Raw genomic sequence first — 20,350 nt, forward strand, 5'->3', positions numbered from 1 at the left:
TTCTTTGTTATCGTTTTGCTCATGATTTGTATATAGTGCATTTTTTCTCAAGCATTCATTTTTCTTGATTCTTGGAAAGAGAAAACCGTCTGGCTCGTGAGAGTCGGACGGCTTTTCTTTTAGAGGTTATCTGTGCATGCCACGCCGCTCCCCTGGCTCAGGTTCTGCAGCAATACCAAGGACAGGACTTTCTGACTCGCCCTGCTTCTTGTCAGCACCAAGGGATTCGCCCGGTGCAAGGTGGGCATCACCCGTCTCATCGTATTCGAGGGTCGCTTCATCCTCCTCACGCACATCAAGCTTGTCGCCATCACGCATCTGGCGGTCATCCTCACCGAGATAGAGACGGCGCACCTCGTCAATCTTCGACTCGATGATATTGGTGGCAGCCTTGATCTCCTTCATGATGGTACGGATAAAGTCCGGCTGCTCATGCAAGGCCTTCAGCCAGCCCTGGACATAAGGTATGGTGTCTTCCGACAGATACTTCTTGATGCCGTTATGCTGGCAGACGATAGCGGAGCTCATCTCCGCCACAATCTCCTCCTTGGCATAGGAGTCCCGGCTTTTCTCTCCTTCAAAGCGGTTGAGATAATCCTTATGGCCTGTGGCATGGGCCAGCTCGTGGGTCAGGTCACCAGCCCATGATTCGGGATGGCCTGTGGCCTGATACTGGGCCTTGGTACCTATCACCACCTCATTGGCATTGATGGAATAATGGGGTGACTCGCCAGCCTTCAGCTCCTTCACCTTGACAGGACAGATCCAGAGGTTCTTCTCTATCATCACATCGAGCGGCTCGAACTTGAACTCCTCGCCCTCGACATCTGTCAGCTTCTGAGGGACATTCTCCTGCTCCAACTTGGCATACAGCTCCGGACGGGCCTCCTGCAAATTGGTCTGGTCAACATTAAAGACGAAATGCACAAAGCGATTGTGGTACAGGTTATATTCCTGCTGCTCTTCAGGAGTGAGTCGCTGATAGTCGGGCCACTTGATCTTTTCCTTCGTCTCCTTATGGACGATGTTCAGCTGCGTCAGAAAGACCGGGAAGGAATGCTCTCCCTTCATGACATGCACAAAGGGGAGCTTATTCCCGTCTTTATCGACGGCATCGGTCTTCTGGCCATTCTCGTCAACCTGCTTGTTCAGGTTGAAGATACGGTCATGGGTAGCAAATATCGGGATGCGCCAGCCCTTCTGCTCACAGAGCATCGTGAGCATCATCGCATTCATGCCATGATAGGGCTTGCCATACAGGGACTTCGGCCATGCCAGCTGCCCCTCGGCGAACCACGGCTGCTTCCATTCGGACTTGGCGGTCTTCTCAATCTTGTCAATCAGCATTTCCGCATAGAGATTGAAGGCCTTGTCTTCCATCTCCTTGGCTGACACCCTCGCTTCCTCCGGGGGGACTACGCTCTTTCTCCATCTTCCCATAGGTCACTGCTTGTTAAGGATCCACGGTTTCACCTCGCTCACCACGCAATCCAGCGTAATGGCATCATTAAAGACTCCCAACTGCAGGGTGCCCTTGGCATCGATATAATTGCCTGGCTTCAGGAAATCCTCACCATCTTTGGGGTCGAAATAGAGGAAGCTGACCCAGGTAAACTCAGGTTTGTCCTTGGTCTTGTCGGTGGAGAACGCGCCAAACACCATGTAGATGTTGCCGTTCTTGTCCTCCTTCAGCTCGACATCCTTCTTGCCAAGCTTGCCACGGAACTCGAGGGTTCCCTCGATGCTATCCGATGCGCCATCAGCCAACTCGAGACTCTCAGGACGGAGATAGCAGCACAGCTTACCGCCATGCTTGTGGATGGTCATCTCTCCTTCGAGCTTCACACGACGACCAACGGTCAGATCAGACGCATTGCCCTTGCTTGGAGCCATCATGACATTGATAACGAGATTCTGGGTCTCGCCATGCTTGCCGCTGATAGGCAGTTGAACACCATAAGAAAGGTAACTGGCACCCTTCTTGTCCTTCTTCACACTTGCTGCGCGATTGATGGTTGCGCAGACTTTCAAATTACTCTTAATCATAATGCAAAAAACTTATAAACTTGAAAAATTAAAAACTTCTATTTATGCCAGGCGCTGGCCTGTATTCTGCTGTTGCTCCGGATATTCCGCATCGAAGTTCATCATGGCCACCTCGCGGGCTTGAACGGGATCAACGGAGTCACGCTTGCGCTGAATCAGGGTAGCCGCCTTCTGTTGTTCTGTTTCCTGCACAGGCTCATTCTGCACCTGCGAGGTAGTCCTTTCCTCGCCCTGGTCTGCCTGGTCGAGCATGATGGCCATGCCGATGGCAGAGGTGAACAGACCGGAGATCAGACTGGAGAAGATGTCGCCATGCTGACTATACTGAGCCTGTTCATCACCATTCTGTCCCATCAGATAGGCCAGCAGCGTATTAGGGTCGTTGCTGCCTGTCCGCTGGGTGAGCTGAGCACCCGCCTGGGCATTCTGCTGCTGTTGGGTTGTCAGCTGTGATTGTGCCATCAGCCTTTCTGCCTGAGTAGGGGTTGTATCTACCCCACCCTTCCGGCTGGACAGCAGGTCTGCATTCGTTCCCTTCTTCACGACTGTTGCTGTCAGGTTGCCACGAACGGCAATCTCCGCGAGGTAGTTCAGCGGGTCAACGGTCTTAAACTCCGCAGAGCCAGCGGCCTGATGCCTTACGGTCAGATGCAGGTGAGGACCGGTGCTGTTGCCCGTATTCCCCGAAACACCAAGCTTCTGACCGGCATTCACTGTATCGCCCTGGCGAACGGCCACACTATCCAGATGGCAGTATGACACCCGCCACTTGGCACCGTCGGCACGGTCATATTCGACGACGGCAAAATTGCCACTGGTCTTGTCACTGCCCACCTTGACTACACGTCCCTGGTTCTCGGTAGCCATCACATCCTGATACCTCGCCTTCAGGTCAATACCGTTATGTGCATGGTTCCTGTAGCTGGTAGGAGATATCCCATATCCGTCAGACATCACAAGGATGTCACCTGAAACAGGGAAGGAATAGCCCTGACTGGCGGGCGTCTGCGTCTTGGCCTGCTGGTCTGCCACCTTCGGCATACTCATGGCCTGCTGGTCATACTTGCTCAGCCCATAGGCCTCGATATCGGCTATCAGCATCGTGGCATAGTTACGGTTGGTGGCATAGCCTGCTGCCTGCAGGCCATTAGCCCAACCGCGATAGTCATCAGCGGCACAGCGACGACAACCCGCATAGCGGCTGCCCATCAGGAACTGCGAATGATGCTCGATGCTCTCCTGAACACTGGCATAGTTACAGAACTTCTCATTCGGCTTGTCATCATGGTGCAGGCTGTAGGGTTTGCCCTCAGCGAGCCACTGGCTGCTGCACTTGATGCCGAAGTAGTTGTTACCCGTCTGTGCAAGGTTTGACTTGCCACCGGCGGACTCCAGATACATCTGGGCCAAGGTCACTGAGGCAGGAATGCCATATTTCTGTTGCTGCTCCATCGCCAACGGTGCATACTGCTCAAAGAATGCTGCTTTTTGTGGATTTGCCATAATCTTTCCTTTTTACGTTTGATCTTTCATCGGTGAATACCGCACTTCGTGTCTTCCTCTACTGCCTGACTGAGTCTGGCATGAAACAGCTGGGCAGCCAGAGCCACCTTATACGCTTCACGGTCATCGACCAGCCAGAAGCGCTGTGCCTGAATCTTGCTCAGCTCAACAGGCTTCTGCCGCTCCCCGTCGATGGTTGCAAAGAGGATGGTTGCCCCCTCCTTGTATCTGTCTTTGGCGATACTCACCTTCGAGATACGTGAGAGGTCCACGTCACCGACCTTCGGCATGAGCACATCAACCTTCACGTCAGGATGGCGCTGTGCCGTGGCATAGTATTTCTGCCCCAGCTGTTCACGCACGCTGTCAAACTCCGGGGTCTTCAGGGCTCCGAAGAAAAGCCTGACATCATCGGAATGGGGATAGACGGTAATCGAAGGCTTGTCCTTGGGCTTCACATACAGCACATAGCAGCCTTTGTCATCCCGGGTCATCGTCACCTGGTCGAGGGCAACACCCTTGCAACGCTCTATCTCCTTCGTCAGGTCGAGCTGCTCAGTAACGGTCAGCTTGTCCTGCTTCAGGCGGGCAACCTCGACGGTCTTGCCGTCAAAGAACGTATTGGGCTGTATCAGGCTGGAGGCACCACCGGCATGGTAGAACTGCACATCCTTGTAACCTTCCTGGTGCAGATCCTCCGCAACGACTCCCTGAACGGAATCTTCATCAGAGGCTATGACCTCCACGGACTTCTGCTGGTCATCCTTGACGAGTACCATGGTCTGTGTCTCAGCATCGGGAATGGTAGCCAGTTCGCTGGCTATGGAGTAATGATAGGGTGTCACCACCTCCGAGGGAGTATTGCCACGCATGGCAGCATAGTCAATATCCTCACCACGCATAATCTTGCCCAACACCTGAATGGCCTTGTTCACATCTTGCTCCACATGTTTCATCATCTCAGGATGCTTGGTCAGCTCCTGTTTCCAGTAGGGTATGATCTCCTGATTCTCCTTCGAGAAGGTGGCAGAAAGTCCCTGGCGCACCATGATGACTCCCGTAGCCAGCTCCTGAACCAGACGCTCATACTTCTGGGCATCAGCAGGTAGCAGAGTGGACAATCCCACACGGTTCAGGCGTTCCTTACCGCCTGTATAGGCCATCGCTGCACGATAGATATCCGTCACGCGCTGGATGGCTACAGCTTTCTCCTGCCCATGGGCGGACTTCCTGCCGTTGTTGATGCAGAGACCGTCATTCTGATAGTCATATTCCGTATCAAGGAGTTGATTGACCTGCACACGCGGATCACCCTTCTGAAGGGCTTTCACCAGCTCATCGGCCTTGTCATAGATGACCTTGGCCTCATTCTTTTCCTGATTGGGATTATCCAGCGGGTCACAGATAGCAACACGCAGTCCGGCCCTCACGAGCTTAGGCAGATAGACATCGAGGGAGTGATGGGGAAAGACAGCAAAGAGATATCTGTCACCCTTCGACTCACGGTCGCATAGGGTGATTCCAAGAATCCTGGCCCCTTTCTCCGCATCCTCACCATACATCTTATAACAGTCGCCCGTACGCATGAGAATCATCGCATCAGGATGTTTCTGCTTCAGGTCATTAACCTGCTTGATCTGTGCCGATTCCTGATTGATGGCAATCTCCTTGGGACATTCACCACGTGTATCAGACTGCAAAGCCATTACCAAGGCTTCGTAGGGCTTAACCTGACGCAGCTTCATGTCATCTGCAGAGATGGCTCCGCACTTGTTCAGCCATACGCCCTTATTGGCAAGGGCTGCATCCAAGGCTTCAACCATCAAGGCTGAATCCGGAGCATCATTATAGACATTCACGCCCATCTTGTCGGCATAGTCTATGAGCATCTCCGTCGAAAGCCACTCCGGCTTCTCCGGAAGCGAACTCATCAGTGCATCCATAATGATGATATGGTCCTTGGCATTGCCGGCCCACAGATCTTTCTCATGACGGTTACCATTGCCTAAATAGTATTTCACATCCGTCTGCATACGACTGAGCAGGCGATAGCGGAAACCGTCATCACGATTCTTCAAGTCCTTGATAATCTCCTGAACATCCCGCGGCTTTCGCGACTCGATGGTGTCAGGTTCCTCTTGCTTTACCATCGTCTGCTCTTCCCTTAGCTGCTTAATAGTGGCCAAACGCACGATGTCCATAGCCACACAGTCTGCAGCTAACCCAAAGGCTGGACTGTTGTTAAAACTGGGATGTTCGTCACGTGGACTGAAGATATGACCAGGATATTCGTCCATGAACTGCTGAACATTCGCCGTCTCCTCTGCATCGAGGTTACTGAAATCACCATTGATGATAGCAGGGAGGGCATAGTCTGGCACCTGGACGGTGTCAACATACACGGATATCTGCCGGTCCTCCGAAGTCAGCAATTCCTCCATCTGACTCAACACCTGCTGACGGGCTTCCTCCGGGAGCTCTTTCAGATAAACCTGGTTCTGATGGTCGTAAGCATCCTGACGATTCTCAAACACCTCGATGTCACCGCCAACGGCCACGGCGTGGGCAAATACCTTATCCCCTTTCTCCATTCCGTCATCATAATCACGAACGACAACAGGCAGGCGCAGGGTCAGCGGGACGTAATCCAGCTTCACCTCCTCGGCCAAACCGCATACTTTCTCTATAGCGGACTTCTCCTGAAAACATTTCAGGCTGTCGGTCAGCTCTTCCAGTACCTGCTTCTGCACCTCGGGTGAGAAGTCCGTCAGCATCATGGGACTCATGCTGTTCTTAGCATCCTCCATACCCTCATAGAGCATGATATACGGCGGATCAACCGAGAGGGCATTGTAATGCTCCACCTCCCCAGTGTCCTGACGCACCAGTTCTGCCTCCTTCAGCAAGAACTGAGGAGTGCCCGACAATCCGGCATCCTGGTACTTCTGCACCACTTCATCATGCTGCTTGGCAAGCTGCTGCTTCTGACGATCCTCTTCCCGCCACTTCACATCACGCTCCAGCCATTCAGCCGTATTCATGGAATAATGCGGGTTGATGGGGTTGATATCCACTGGGATACCATTGATCTCCAGACGGTTTTCATTGAGGACATTGAAAAGGGTGTCCTCCTTGATGCCTTCACCGTCATATTCCAGCAGGATATCAAGGTCACTACCCTCGCGGGCCTCGCCTCTGGAGCGGCTGCCGATGATGGTCACCTGCTTCACGCTGATGTCCTCGTCAGGGAAGTCCTCGCTGAGCTTCTCGTTCACATAGTCTTCAACCATCTGCTTCACCTCATACTGAGTATAGTCCTCCAGTCCCTGGACCTTGGGTGCCAGCTTCAGTGGATTCACACCGTTCAAGAGGTCATAGAGCACACGGTCCGCCACCTCTTCCTTACTGTTATATTCGATATGAAGGAAGTCGGCAACGGCGTTCCAGAACTTACTCAGAGCGGCAGAGACCTTCTCAAAGATGCCTGTTTCACCCTTTTCTTCCACAAACTCCTGCAGACGCTTGGTACCACGCTGACCGCTATACTGGGCCAGTGCCTCGGAGGTTATCTCGTCATCCGTATGGAGATTAGGATACTGGCTCTTCACGTCGTTCCACACCTCCGGGGTATCCTTCATCATCTGAACGACCTTTGCCCACTCACCCGGATTCTGCTGACGCAGAACCTCTGCCCACAAATGGGTGTATTCATGGATGGGGGTCTCTACGGTAGCCACATCAGGGTCAAGATAGACCTTCCCCTCATGGACAAAACCATAGACCTGACCGTCCTTGTCACGGAACAGGATAGGCTTCCTGCTTTCGTTGGCCTGATCCTTATACTTTTCAAGGACACGCGCACCTTCTGCGGCATCGGTATTCACCGCGATGCCTGCACCACGCATCAGTCCAATCAGCGCATCACGCAGCTCAACAGACGGACGGTCTTCCTTCTGCTCCTGTCTGGCCACCTGGGCAGCAATGCGTACGGGAGCGACGGCCACCGGCTTCATCTGGACTTCCTGGGCCTGCGGCATCTTAACCTCCATTTCCGGATGATACTGCAGATAGTTGTCCGTATGGGCCAGCACAAGGGCACGTACCTCGACACCCTTTCCGAAATCTGCCTGGGCAGCCTGTGAAAGGGTGTGGCCTGTATCAAGCACATTATCCACCAGAACTACAATGGTATCTTCATCCAGCTCGTCATTGTAGGTGAAGTCTATATCTGGCAGGTTGTCGTTGCCCTGCTCTTTCTTGATGTCATAGAGCGAGGCATGGGGCGAACAGATCAGGTTGCTGTTACTGTCTATATCCAGCCGCTGACCCAGGTCATAGGCGATATCATCCGTATAACCGGGAACTCCAGACTTGCCGGGTACTGGAACAAGCACCATCCTCTCACGTTCCGACTCAGGGATGGTTGAGAAAATGGTTTCAAGCTCATCAACAGCATTGTCTATCGCCTCCTGAGATCCGTTTTCCTTCACCTGATGGGCAAGGCTGCGCAGTTGCTCACCACGCTCCCCTACTCCATACTGGCCCAAAGAATAGACCTGCAGGGGCTTTACTCTTGCAGAAGTGCTCTCCCGGAGTTCTACCTCTTGCTCAGCGGTCACGTCCTCACCTGTCTGCCAGTTGATGTGATGCTCTTCAAGGAACTTCCGGGTGGCGAAGATGACTTCGTTATCCTGCGTCACCGTCTTACCATCGGTATCATTATTGGCCATATTGACCAGCCATTCCTTATCATCCACTCGCTGCTGGTTGGTGTCCACCACCTTCTGCATGAACTCCTCACACTTCTGGCGCAGGGTGAACTCCGCTTCCACCTCCGGGTCGCTGACCATCACGTCACCGTCCCAATGGCCACAGCGCACGTAGCCACGCTGACGCCAGCTGCCCGTGTCGGCCATCTCACGCATCTCACTGATGCTGACAAAAGGATAGGCCTCACGCTGGAACGTCACCTTATGATAACGTCCTTCCTTGGAGAACTTATAAGGCAGCTCCTCGGGCTTGGGGACGTTGCGGGTCGTCTCATCGAGACTCTCCTGGATCTTCTTCTCCAGCACCTCCAGCTCAGCCTTCAGTCCCTTCAGGTCATCCTCCTTTCCCCAAGGCTTTCCAGCGATACGCTGATATTCGGCAATATCCTGCTGGAGCTTATGGTTACGCTCCTGATACTGTGCCACGATACTTGGTATGCGCTCCAAGGCCTGTACGCCATAGCGCACGGCACCCAGGCGATTGTCCTTGCTCATGGCCAGATGGCCGTTGTTATGCTCATAGAGGTAGTGGCCCTTCACATAGAAGCGGTTGCCGGCATAGACCTCCTTCCTCATCTTCTCATCGTACATGTAGATGGAGTCCACCATCAGCGGGAAACCATAGACCTCACCCATCTGGCGGTCCTTATTGCCGATGGTACGCCCTGCATCCTGCAAGGCGGCACCCATCCCTTCCACGTTATAGGCTCCGTCTGCCGTAAACTCCTTGATCTTCGGCATCGTCAGTCCTGGCAGGGCAGTGCCGTCCTCACCCTTCCTGACTTGTGACTGGAACTTGTCATAGTCCTCCGTCATGTCGCGGATGATGACATCGTTCTTCTGCACCTTCTCCTGAGCCACCTCCAGTCGCCACTCAGTCTCCCTTCGGGCTTGCATGTAGGTCTTACGCTCCGACTCCAAGGCCATGATTTTCTTTTCCAGCTTAGCCTTCTGAAGCAGGTCGTCATTGCCGGAGAGGATGGCCACATACTCTGCGAAGTTCATGCCGTTCTCCTCGTCCATCGCGCCTTCGTCGATGACACGCGAGCCAAGGCTGTTGGTCTTCAGCTGCGTAATGAAGAGCTGCTTGTTCTGAAGGAGGTTGAACTTATAGCTGTCAAGGGTACGCTCCACAGCGTAGATGATGATATCCACGTTGTTGTTCGCGTAGAGTTTGGCAATCTCGTTTCCTGAACGACGGGCACGGCCATTACGCTGCTCCAGGTCAGAAGGTCGCCAGGGAATGTCGATATGATGGACGGCCACGGCCCGTTTCTGGGCATTCACACCCGTACCAAGAGTCGAGGTGGAGCCGAACAGGACACGGATAGTGCCCTCGTTCATGGCTTTTATGAGCTCCTTACGCTGCTTCTCGTTCTTTGCCTCCTGAATGAAACGGATCTCCTCGGCAGGGATGCCGTAGTCGTTGACAAGCTTATCCTTGATTTCCTGGAAGATGTTCCACTCACCGGGCTTATAGGTCGAGAGATCACTGAAGATGAACTGCGTTCCCTTCTGGTCGTTGTACTTCTGATAGTACTCCGAAACGAGCCTTGCACAGTGGCTGGCCTTGTTCTCAGGGTCATCACCGAAGAGTTCAGGGTCCACCAGTCGCATATCGAGCGAAGCCTTCCGGCTGGCATCGGTAGCGATAAGCATCTTTCCCTTCTGCTCGCGGTCGTTCAGCGGGCCACGGAAGATCAACTCGCCGTCACCCGTCTGGGCGAACTGCACCAGACGCTCGTTGAAGTCCTGCTGGTCAGGTGTCGGCTTGATGTTATGCAGCACGACATTCATGTCAGGACGGTCGAGACCGACATCCTCACCTGTGCGGTAGTCGGTAATCTCGTTATAGAAGGTGGCCAGCTCAGGCACCTTGACGAAGTAGCGGAAGCGTTCCTTCTGAACGACGGCATTGGTCACGGAGAACTCATAGTCTGAGGTCTTCTTGGCATAGACAGCCGCCCAGGCATCGAAGCTATGGATGCCCTGCTGCTCCATCGCCTTCGGACGGAGGTACTTAAACAACAGGTACAGCTCCGTCAGGGAGTTGCTGATGGTCGTACCACTCAGGAACGTCGCACCCAGATCCTTTCCTGTGCGGTTCTGGATGGTACGGATGGCATAGAGCAGGTTGAGCGCCTTCTGGCTGCCTGCGGGATTACCCAGTCCCGACACACGCTGATGGCGGGTCGTAAAGGTGAGGTTCTTGAACTGATGGCTCTCATCAATGAAGATATGGTCGATGCCCATCAGGCCGAAGTCCACAAAGTCATCCTTCCGCGATGCCATATCGCTTTGGAGTTCCAGGAGCTTCACCTGCAGGTTCTCCTTGCGCTTCTCCAGTCCCGTGAGCATACGCCCGGAGATGTTCCCACCCTGCTTGCGCAGCACGTCAAGGGCTTCGTCGATGTCGCGCACCTCATCAGAGAGTATCTGACGCTGGATGTCAGGAGACTGCGGTATCTTGCCGAACTGGTCGTGGGACATGATGACACAGGCATAGTCGTTGTTCTTGATGCGGTTGAAGAAGTCGACACGGTTGGCCGGTGAAAAATCCTTCTCACTGGCATAGAGAATCTTATCATCAGGGAATGCGGCCTGATAGGTGTTGGCTATCTCTGCGACATTGGCCTTCAGCGCAATAATCATCGGCTTGTTGGCCAGTCCCAGACGGTGCATCTCATGAGCAGCCATACACATGATAAGCGTTTTTCCGGTACCCACCTCATGGTCACAGATACCACCGCCGTTCTGGAGGAGCATCCACACACAGTCCTTCTGTGACTTATAGATGTCCTTCACGTTGAAACGGCTGCTGCCCAGCGTCTTCATGTCGATGCCAGGGAAGGTCTGGTGACTGCCGTCATACTTCGCCTTGACGAAGCAGTTGAACTTGCGGTTGTACATCTCCTGCAGCTCGTCACGCTTCTCCTTGGGCAGGTTGGTGAGGTAGTCCTGGAAGCCCTCGCGGATCTCCTGAATCTTCGAATTGGCCAACTGTATCTTCTCCATATCCGGAGCCTTGATGTCGTTGCCGCTATCATCAGATCCTACACACTTCTGGATGTCCGGAGTCGTGTCATGGAAAGCATGCTGCAACAGTGCCATACCGTCGTAGTCCTTATACTCGCCACGCACACAGTATTCCTCGCGGATCTTCAGGTTATAGCGGTTCTCGGCCTTCAGGGAATACTCGTCGATATGCTCGGCATAGTTAATCTCCATCTTCGTGTCGAAGAGCTTGCCGACATATTCCTCGTAATACTCGGTGGGAATCCATCGCTCACCGAACTGCAGACCGATGTCGTCAAAGGCTATCTGCTGGGGCAATGACTGCTCCAGTGCAGCCTTGGTCTCCTGCAAGGCAGGGACAATCTTGGGGTCATCGGCATGCTCCTGAGCCAGCTCAAGGGCATCGTTCACGTAAGCCAGCTTGTCATAGACATTGCCAGAGAGCACCTTACTGCTGATCTCGTAGCGGCCATCGGGCATATAATAGATACGCCCTTTCAACTCACTGACCAAATCGTCTTGAGTATGACCCGTGAGACCTGACATATACTCCAGGTCCACGTTACCGTAGCGGTTGAGCGAGGCAAAGAGGGCTTCCTCGGGGGTATCGACATGGCTGATTTCATAGGCCACAAACGAGACGGGACGCTCGAAGATGTCAGCCTTGACAAACGACTTGTCAACGGCATTCTCCAGCGTCAGCACGTCTCGGCCCTTGGCATCGTTCATGATGACACGGGCGTTCTTGCGCTCGTTCAGCCTGCCGAACTTCCCAACGAACTCGTCATAGACCTGGTTCAGCCTCTGACGGAGCTCGGGCTGCTCCTCACGCGACTGCGCCTCGGTATCGTAGAGTTCCTCGTAGGCATCGCGTATCTGATAATACAGCTGCATGCGCTGCTCATCGGGAGTGAGTTCCTGTGGTTTCTCCTCTGGCTGTTCCGCCTGACGGGTCTCCTGCACGGGTTCCACGGCATCCCACATGGAGAAGAGATCCAGCTGGACGGGCTGGCTCTGCTGCGCCTGACGTACCTGGGGCTCTGCCTTGACCTGTACTTCCTGTACTGGCTTCGGGGTACTGGCCTTGCTTTCAGCGAGACCAAGCTGCACCTCGGCAGAGTTCAAGATAACTTGACTCTGCTCTCGGTTTGCATTGGCCTTGTAGTAGTCCACAAAATCCTTATAAAGGTCTCGCTTGAAATACTCGGTGAGCAGCTTGGCAATACCCTCCATGCCACCGTCATGGGTGCATATCAGGGTCGGCCTGCCGTAGGGGTCGGTGCCTTTCTCCATCTTCGTGGCCACGATAGCCTCCGAGTCAGGAGCCATCATCGACTTCCACCAATGGCAGTTCATCGAGATATCCGTCCAGTCCTCACCGCTCATGGCCTTGAAGCCCTTGTTTACATCGCAGAAGGCCTGCGTATCAGGGTCGAGTGACATATCGTAACCCGTGTATTTCTGCAGAACCACCAAGTCAGAGCCGACATCCGTTCCTGCTTCGTCACGGAACATGCCGTCGGGCAGACGGAAGGCTCCCACCAGTCGTGCATTCTTAGCCAGTTCCTCACGGATGGGGTTGTTCGACGGGGAGTCCATGAATCCCCTGGAGGTGATGAACGCCACAAAGCCGCCCTCACGCACCTGGTCGAGGGCCTTCAGGAAGAAGTAGTTGTGAATGGTCGAGACGGCATAGCGTTTCGCATCGTTGCCACTCTTGCGATATTCGTCATCCATCACCTTGATGTCACCGAAGGGGATATTAGATGTCGCAACATCAAATGTACCCTTCAGCTCCAGACTGATGGTCTCAAAGCCGTCAATGGTAATACTGTCCTGTGGGTTCAGAGCCTTCAGGATACGACCTGTCAGCAGGTCTTTCTCAAAGGAACTGACCTTCACGTTAGGATACTCGCCCTTGAAGGCATCACCGAACTTGCCGATACCTGCAGATGGGTCGAGCATCGACTGCACCTCCACCCCGGCATCCTTCATCACCTTGGCGATGGCACCGATGACGGGCTGGGGTGTGTAGAAAGCGGTATTCACGCTCCGCTTGATGCTGTCCGTGAGCTCCTTGGCCTCTCTATCATCCCTGGCACCATCACGGATGACATCGAACAGTTCCTTCGTCTGGTCGAAATAGGTCAGCTCCGACTGGTTCCAATACTGCTTGTCATCTGTTGTCTCAGTCGGCTTGAGCACGAACTTCAAGCCGCCGAAACCGCTATATCTCTTCAGAACCTCGCGCTCCGCATCCGTCGCTGTCCTGCCCTCCTTTTCCAGCTGGAACACGGTACGGATAGCCGCGATGTTATCCTGTAACTTCTGTCTCTTATTATAAGCCATAAATCTATCTGTTTATCGGTGCAATCCCACTGACATGTCACGCACCTCACCTCGTGCCAGCTCGCGGAGCTCTGCCTTGGTATCGGCCTTCCAGGCATCGGGAATATTTTTCAACTCGGATTCGGAATTGCAGTAAAGCACGTCATAGAAGAAATCCTTCCCATTGGGCGAGTCATAGTACCCACCGCTATTGGCAGCCAGTTCCAAAGTCTTGATCTGTTCCGGGGAGAAAGCTCTTGCCGACGGGTCGGTTGTTCGCTCTACCAAGGCTTTCTTGGCTTCCTCATAACGATAGTCCGGACAACGCATCCTCGATGCCTGTCCGTATTTCAACGCCACATCGAAAGGCGTAATCTCATCACGACCTGTATAATCCCTGATGCATTTCTGCATATAGCGGTCACATTCCTCTATCGTCGGATAATACAGAGCCACACGGTCGTAGAAGCCAAGCCCATGCGGATTGGTATCGTAGGCAAAGCCATCGTGAAACTCCATCTCAATCGAAAACTCACCGTTTTCGTCGAACTTGACGTATGGGGGAAGGGAGTCCACTTCCGAAAGCCCCTTGCCACTGAGTACAGGGAAACTTCCCTTGTTCAGGAGTATGTTCGACACATATCCCTTCGGACAGTCCAGTTCCGAAAAACTGACCCCTGCCTTTGACAGCAACTGCCGACGGCTGTATTCCAAGGCATGAAGGAAGTTCTCAAAGTGGGGACTGCCAACCTCTGCCAGGGTAAAATTGGTGCTGCTGTCGTTATCCATCACCCGCACGGAATGGCTTTTCGCACGTATCGGGTCATCCGCAAGCGTCTTCATGACAGAGGCGAGCTGGGAATAAAAGCTCAAACAGTTAAGAGGCATCTGCTCGGCATCGATACGATTGTCTCGCTGGAGTATCACAAAGTCTGCAGGCACGATTCGGTTGTCGCTGAAATATGCACCCAGCACCTTCTCTTCATCAGAAAAGCGGTTCGTCCAGTCGCTGAGCTCATCCTCCGTGAAACTGACGATAATCGGTTTGTCTACAAAGTAGGCCACACCGTCGGAGTCACCACCGCTGGCACGTCCGTTCAACTGTCTGGCAATATCCCTGCACTCCTTACGGAACTCACGGGAACGCTGACGGTCACGCATAATGCCTTTCTCCAGCTCATTCACCTCGTCTGTGCTCAACAGTCCACGGCACCATTTCCTGGCACCAATCTCCGTCTTGAACTCCTCCACCCAACAGTCATTCGAGCTGTTGTCGAAGGCCACAAACTTGGGTTTCTCATAGAAAAAGCCTCTTGCACCCGTATGGGCAGGATAGGTAAGACTACGTGACCTGCGCTCGCTTTCGAGGATCTCACCCAATACCCGCTGGGCCTCCTTGCCTGTCAGGATATCGGTTTCATCACTCCTCACCATCGCCAAAACCATCAAGTAATACACTCATGGCACGCTCCTGAGCCTGGTCTACGGTAAGACCCTCACGACGTGCATTCTCATACTCCTCCTCGGCAGCATCAGCCCTTTCATCGAGGAAGTCATCGCCATACTTGTGCTCCTCGCCCCACTCTCCCAGCAAGTGCAGGAGATAGCGGCGATAATACGACATCTCTTTCTTTGCAGCCATATTATTTCTTCAGATAATGATCATAGAAAAGGGGCCTGCCCTTGGGATGTCAGGATTCAATGATTCAACACCTCCTTCCCTCCGACTATCCCGGACAAGCCCCCAGAAACTAACGCTTCATTCCCTGCTGTTCAGAACGAACGGCACCCTGAGCCAGGTCACTGAGCTCCTCACGGGCATCCTGCTGCCAGTGCTCATTCACACCGTCGGCAGCCAATTTCGGCTGGGCTTTCTCCCACAGACCGGCGAACACCTGCTCGCGCTGCTCCGGGGTCTCGGCATCCTTGGCGAATGCGTTGAGCGTCTTCACCTGCTCAGGGGTGAAGGCACGGGCAGAGGAATCAGAGGCACGGTCGATAATGGCCTTGACTGCTGCATCCTCAGAGACACCCTTCTTCTCACCTGGACCGACAATGTCGAGCACCTTGTTGCGGAACTGTTCATTGGCAGCGGCAGCCTGCTCCAGCGTGGCCACCCTGTTCTTAACAGCAGTGGTCTCGTTCTTGGACAACAGGCCAGACACCTCGATGCCGTTCACCTGACCATGCAACATGACGCGGTCAGGGTTATCCTTCACGGCAGAATAACGCAGGCCAGTGATGTTGGCGGCACTGGGCAGCTTGAACTTTGACCAGTCTACCTTCTGGGCTGCCTCGAGCTTCTCGCCATTGGTCTGGCGCTGTGCCTGTACGCGCTGCTCCATACGTCCGGCGATGTCGGCCATCGTCAAAGGAGCACCTACTGACTTTACCTGTCCGTGATCGTCGAGGGTTACCTCGGCACGGTGACGGATAGAGGCCAGCTCCTCCTTGTTCAGGATGCCATAGAAACGGGAATCCTTGTTACCCTTCTCACCAAAGGCCAGCTGCCACTTGCCCACAAGACCTTCCTTGCCGGAAAGTGCCGTCTCCTTTGCTTCAGGAGACATCGAGTCAACAAGCTTTGCTCGCTGATCCTTGTTCATGTGGTCAACGTCCATACCCTCCTTACGGAGCGCATTCAGCAGGAGGGTGTCCTCAGTGATCTTCTCCAGAGTGATGTAGTTCACGTCACGACCGTTGATATTCGCCGTCTTCTGATGGAAGGCGGCATCATCCACATGCATGGGATAGGCAGCCTTGACGGCAAACTCCTTGGACTTGACAGGGTCTTCGGCAAAGATCTTCTGATACTCCTTGGCCTGATCCGGCGACAACGGACGCGACAGCTGGGTGCGCATCCCGCTACGACGCTCCTCCGAAGTCTTACCCTCGGGATTCAACTTGCCATAGTCGGCCTGTACCATCGTGTTGCCGTCCTTCTGGAAGACACGGATCTTGTCAATGGTGTTACCTTCCGTGGTGGTTACCTTCGCCTTGGGAGCCTGCTGCTCCTGGCTCTTCTGATTCTCTTCCTGAGAACCAGCTTCTGCGACAGCCTTCTGCTGTCCGTCTTCAACTTTCTTTTTTGCCATTGTAAAAAATCAATTTAGTTTTTGTGTTGGTTCGAAAAGAGGCTCACCTCTTCACGGCGCAAAAGTACGATAAAGGGGCCAAAGAAGGGGGCTCGCGAAATTTTCGTGCGGTTTTTAACGTTGACACAACTTTCAAACTGAAGAGGCATATAAAAACACACATCTTTTTTATGAGAGCAACAAAAAACTCTTGTTTTTCTTTTTTGTTTCAAAAAAATGTTGTATTTTTGCAACCGAAACGAATAGTTCGGAACTGACGAGTTCGATAAAATACAAAATAAAATATGAAGTTTTACGATAGGAAAGAAGAAATCGAGAAGTTACGGGAGATCAGGAACCTCTCGCACAAGGCGGCACAGTTCACTGTACTGACTGGACGCAGGCGCATCGGCAAGACATCACTTGTGATGAAGGCTTACGAGGACGAGACAATACTATATTTCTTCGTGACCAGAAGCACAGAAAGTGTGCTCTGCGAAGAGTTCGGGAGGGAAATCACGGAAAAGCTGCAGATTCCCCTGCTGGGAAAGCCGGAACGGTTTGCCGACATCTTCGACTTCCTGATGGAACTGTCGAAGACACGGCCCATAACCCTGATGATTGACGAGTTCCAGGACTTCAACCGCGTGAACAGCGCTATCTTCTCACAGATACAGAAATCATGGGACCTGAAGAAAGGAGAGTCTAAGATGAACCTGATTGTATGCGGATCGGTCTACTCGATGATGACCAAACTGTTCCGAGACAAAAAGGAACCCCTGTACGGCCGTCAGACGGAGTTCCTGAAAATCGAGCCTTTCACACCTGCCGTACTTAAGGAAATCCTGGCAGATTACAATCCTGAATACAGCAAGGAAGATCTTCTGGCACTGTACACCTATACCGGTGGCGTGGCAAAATATGTAGAACTGCTGATAGATACAGAAGCTATCACGGCGGAGAAAATGCTGGGACGCATCATCGCCAAGAACTCGTACTTCATCTACGAGGGAAAGAACATGCTCATAGAGGAATTCGGGCGCGATTACGGACGCTATTTCGACATCCTGAAGCTGATAGCCACCGGGCATAACACAAGGGGTGACATAGAGGGCATCCTCCATGCGGAAGTGTCCGGCTATATGACCAGACTCGAGAACGACTACGGACTGATTGCCAAAAACAAGCCCATGTTCCAGAAATCTGCCAATAAGAACATCGTCTATGCGGTGAGCGACCTTTTCCTGCAATTCTGGTTTCGCTATATCTACAAGTATAACTATATCATAGAGGCGAACGGCTACAAAAAACTGGCTGACATTGTCCAGCGCGACTATGAGACGTATAGCGGCAAGACTCTTGAAAAGTATTTCAAGGCCGTGATGAGAGAGAGTGAACAGTTCACGCGCATCGACAGTTGGTGGGACCGTAAGGGCGAGAATGAGATTGACATCATCGCGGCAGACGACCTGGAGAAAGTAGTGACGTTCTATGAAGTGAAGAGACAGCGCAAAGAACTCGACATGAAAGTTCTGAAAGACAAGGTACAGCGGTTCAAAGAGGTCACGGGTGAGTACGACAACTACCATGTGACACTGACCGGCCTGTGCATGGAGGATATGTAAAGCGACTTTTCGTAAAACTATTGGATTATGAAGCATCGAAGACTTGACAAATATGTAACGCTCTACAACGTCTGCAGAGAGGGTGGCCGGGAATGTTTCCAATACGTGGAAACGCTCCCTCAGAACCGTCTGCCTATCCGGGCCCTGAAAGATTTCTACCGTCAGCTCGAGGAGCATGGCTATGATGTCCTCTCACCAAGCGACAAGGAGTACGAGCGGGTGGTGAAAGCCCTGAATGCCGTGTCGAAGAAAGACGCGATGAAGGATGACATGAGTTCCTACAACCACTATAAGCCCGAGGAGGTCTGCACCTGCGGACGCTGGATTTTCTTCGAACATCTGCCTTATTACGACGAGAAGGAACTGAAGGAGATTGTCTACCCCAAAACGGCAAGAAGGAAAGCGGAAGAAAAGCCTGGGAAGATCAAGGAAAAGATGTCTTCCATACGTGTTCCTGCCTTCCAGAAGGAATCCGTCAAGCAGTTCCTTGACTGGCTCAAAGAGACTAACGCATCCGATGCTTCCATCTATTCGGCACTCCGCTATGCCAAATACGCAATGGAGAGCAAGGCTGAGAAATACGCCGAGTCCCCTACCCTTCAGTCCATGGCTGATGACCTGAAAAAGCAGATTGCCCTCCTCGAAGAGCTGGAGGACAAACTGCCGAGATTATAATGGAAACAAATCTTATTTGATTCCTCCACGTGAAAGCTCCAGACTTTCATCGGCTTTCACCTGGCGGTCATAGTTTTCACGGACTGCCTGCTGCTGTTCATCATACTTCCGCAGGACAGCATTCGTGAGCGTATTCAGCGGAAGAGCACCCTTATAATAGGCATCGACGGCTTCATCATTGATGGTAATGACAGAAGGGACATGGTCGATGGTGACCACAAGGGTGTTACCCTTCATCACCGGCTGTGACACACGCAGGTCGAGCGGCTCATCATCGTACTTACGATAATGACGGACTGCCTGTAGCCTGATACCGTCCCTGTTTTCCAAGGCCTCATGGCCAGCCTTATTCAGGAGGTTGGCACCGCCAAGACCGACAAGAAGCATCTTCAACAATGGGTTACGGACGAACATCCCTGCGAAGATGGCTGCCAGGGGCATCATGTTATCGCCAAACTTCAGGTTGCGCGACTTTCCTGTGAACATCCCTACCAGCATATCGGGCAGCATAGCCAGCACATAGCCGAGATTCTTGCCCACATCACTGAAGCCATTCAGACCAAGAGTGTCTATCAGACCTCCCCAACCACTGACGGACTGGACAGCAGGAACCGTAGCCTTCGCCGCTTCGGCGACTGTAACTGGTTGTGTCTGAACAGCCTGCAGAGGTGCATGATTCTGTTCCGCTGCTGATTCATTTTGAGGGAAGTGTTCCTGTATGGCAAAATGCAGCTCGCCAGCCTGACGCAGCTGCTCTGCATAGTCAGGGACTTCGGGCAGTTTGACCGTCTTAAGCCCTATCTTCGGCTTGAAGGCAGCCCCATCCGACAAGGAGCGGGAATGCGTCACGATCTTATGCCCTAACTGACTGTTCACTCCCTTCACAAGCTCACTGGAATAAGGATTCACACTTCCTTCATCCTGACGGAGAGTGGCCAATACGTCACCGTCCGACGCAAACAGTGCGGCGCTCACCATCCTGCTGACATCCTGCTGCTTTCCTGCCTTGGACATGATGGCATCTCCAGCAAAGCCGATGCCCAGATCCATCGTCACGAACTTTCCCAGACCAGTCCACGAGCTGGCACCCATCATAGGAGCCGTCAAGGCCAGGTCTGTCAGGGAGCCAAGGGCCTTTCCAACGCCTTTCTCCAGCAAGCCTGGATCATAGCGTTCAACTGTCTTCTTGTCTATGTACTGCTGCAGGTCTGTTGTCGGCGCACTGGCCAGTGACAGCAGTGACGAACGCCGGGCTTCGTCGAGGATATAGTCGACAGAGCCCTTGAAAGGACTCTTCTCCACCTCATAGTCCACC

10 protein-coding genes and 2 pseudogenes are annotated in these 20,350 nt (G+C 53.1%); 2 read left to right on the forward strand and 10 right to left on the reverse strand.

Annotated features, from left to right (window positions below; all coding sequences use genetic code 11):
- Nucleotides 1-126: 126 nt before the first annotated feature.
- The 9 genes and pseudogenes from BUB86_RS03360 to BUB86_RS03390 form a co-directional block, all read right to left on the reverse strand.
- Entirely contained in the window at nt 127-1,440 is a 1,314-nt protein-coding gene (locus tag BUB86_RS03360) for a zincin-like metallopeptidase domain-containing protein (RefSeq protein WP_081373065.1), read from the reverse strand.
- 3 nt (nt 1,441-1,443) lie between these two features.
- Nucleotides 1,444-2,046: a hypothetical protein gene (locus BUB86_RS03365; protein ID WP_073205385.1), complete on the reverse strand. Its 603-nt coding sequence runs from the start codon at nt 2,044-2,046 to the stop codon at nt 1,444-1,446.
- 42 nt (nt 2,047-2,088) lie between these two features.
- Nucleotides 2,089-3,549 carry a glucosaminidase domain-containing protein gene (locus tag BUB86_RS03370; RefSeq protein WP_081373066.1) on the reverse strand — a complete coding sequence of 487 codons (1,461 nt, stop codon included), beginning with the start codon at nt 3,547-3,549 and terminating at the stop codon, nt 2,089-2,091.
- A gap of 26 nt (nt 3,550-3,575) precedes the next feature.
- On the reverse strand, nt 3,576-8,927 hold the full coding sequence (locus tag BUB86_RS18255) for an LPD11 domain-containing protein (RefSeq protein ID WP_410543923.1): 5,352 nt from the start codon (nt 8,925-8,927) through the stop codon (nt 3,576-3,578).
- Nucleotides 8,916-12,236 (reverse strand): annotated as a pseudogene (locus tag BUB86_RS18260) (helicase-related protein); the annotation flags it as partial. The gene BUB86_RS18255 and the pseudogene BUB86_RS18260, both read right to left, overlap by 12 nt.
- Before the next feature lie 651 nt (nt 12,237-12,887).
- A pseudogene (locus BUB86_RS18265) lies at nt 12,888-13,682 on the reverse strand (Eco57I restriction-modification methylase domain-containing protein); the annotation flags it as partial.
- A gap of 12 nt (nt 13,683-13,694) precedes the next feature.
- Nucleotides 13,695-15,095 carry a hypothetical protein gene (locus BUB86_RS03380; protein ID WP_073205394.1) on the reverse strand — a complete coding sequence of 467 codons (1,401 nt, stop codon included), beginning with the start codon at nt 15,093-15,095 and terminating at the stop codon, nt 13,695-13,697.
- Nucleotides 15,082-15,303 carry a DUF1896 family protein gene (locus BUB86_RS03385; protein ID WP_073205397.1) on the reverse strand — a complete coding sequence of 74 codons (222 nt, stop codon included), beginning with the start codon at nt 15,301-15,303 and terminating at the stop codon, nt 15,082-15,084. The genes BUB86_RS03380 and BUB86_RS03385 overlap by 14 nt, the downstream gene beginning before the upstream one ends.
- A gap of 109 nt (nt 15,304-15,412) precedes the next feature.
- Nucleotides 15,413-16,756: a hypothetical protein gene (locus tag BUB86_RS03390; RefSeq protein WP_073205401.1), complete on the reverse strand. Its 1,344-nt coding sequence runs from the start codon at nt 16,754-16,756 to the stop codon at nt 15,413-15,415.
- 284 nt (nt 16,757-17,040) lie between these two features.
- Between BUB86_RS03390 and BUB86_RS03400 the strand changes: the two genes are divergently transcribed.
- A complete protein-coding gene (locus BUB86_RS03400) occupies nt 17,041-18,360 on the forward strand; it encodes an ATP-binding protein (protein ID WP_073205407.1) in 1,320 nt (439 codons plus the stop codon).
- A 27-nt stretch (nt 18,361-18,387) separates the two neighbouring features.
- Entirely contained in the window at nt 18,388-19,035 is a 648-nt protein-coding gene (locus BUB86_RS03405; protein ID WP_139261373.1) for a hypothetical protein, read from the forward strand.
- A gap of 12 nt (nt 19,036-19,047) precedes the next feature.
- On the opposite strand, the gene BUB86_RS17515 is transcribed toward BUB86_RS03405, so the two are convergent.
- Nucleotides 19,048-20,350, reverse strand: a 1,303-nt coding sequence (locus BUB86_RS17515) for a hypothetical protein (RefSeq protein ID WP_175549395.1), incomplete at its 5' end; no start/stop codon positions are given.

The organism is Xylanibacter ruminicola, from assembly GCF_900142525.1.
In the GTDB taxonomy this organism is placed as follows: domain Bacteria; phylum Bacteroidota; class Bacteroidia; order Bacteroidales; family Bacteroidaceae; genus Prevotella; species Prevotella ruminicola_A.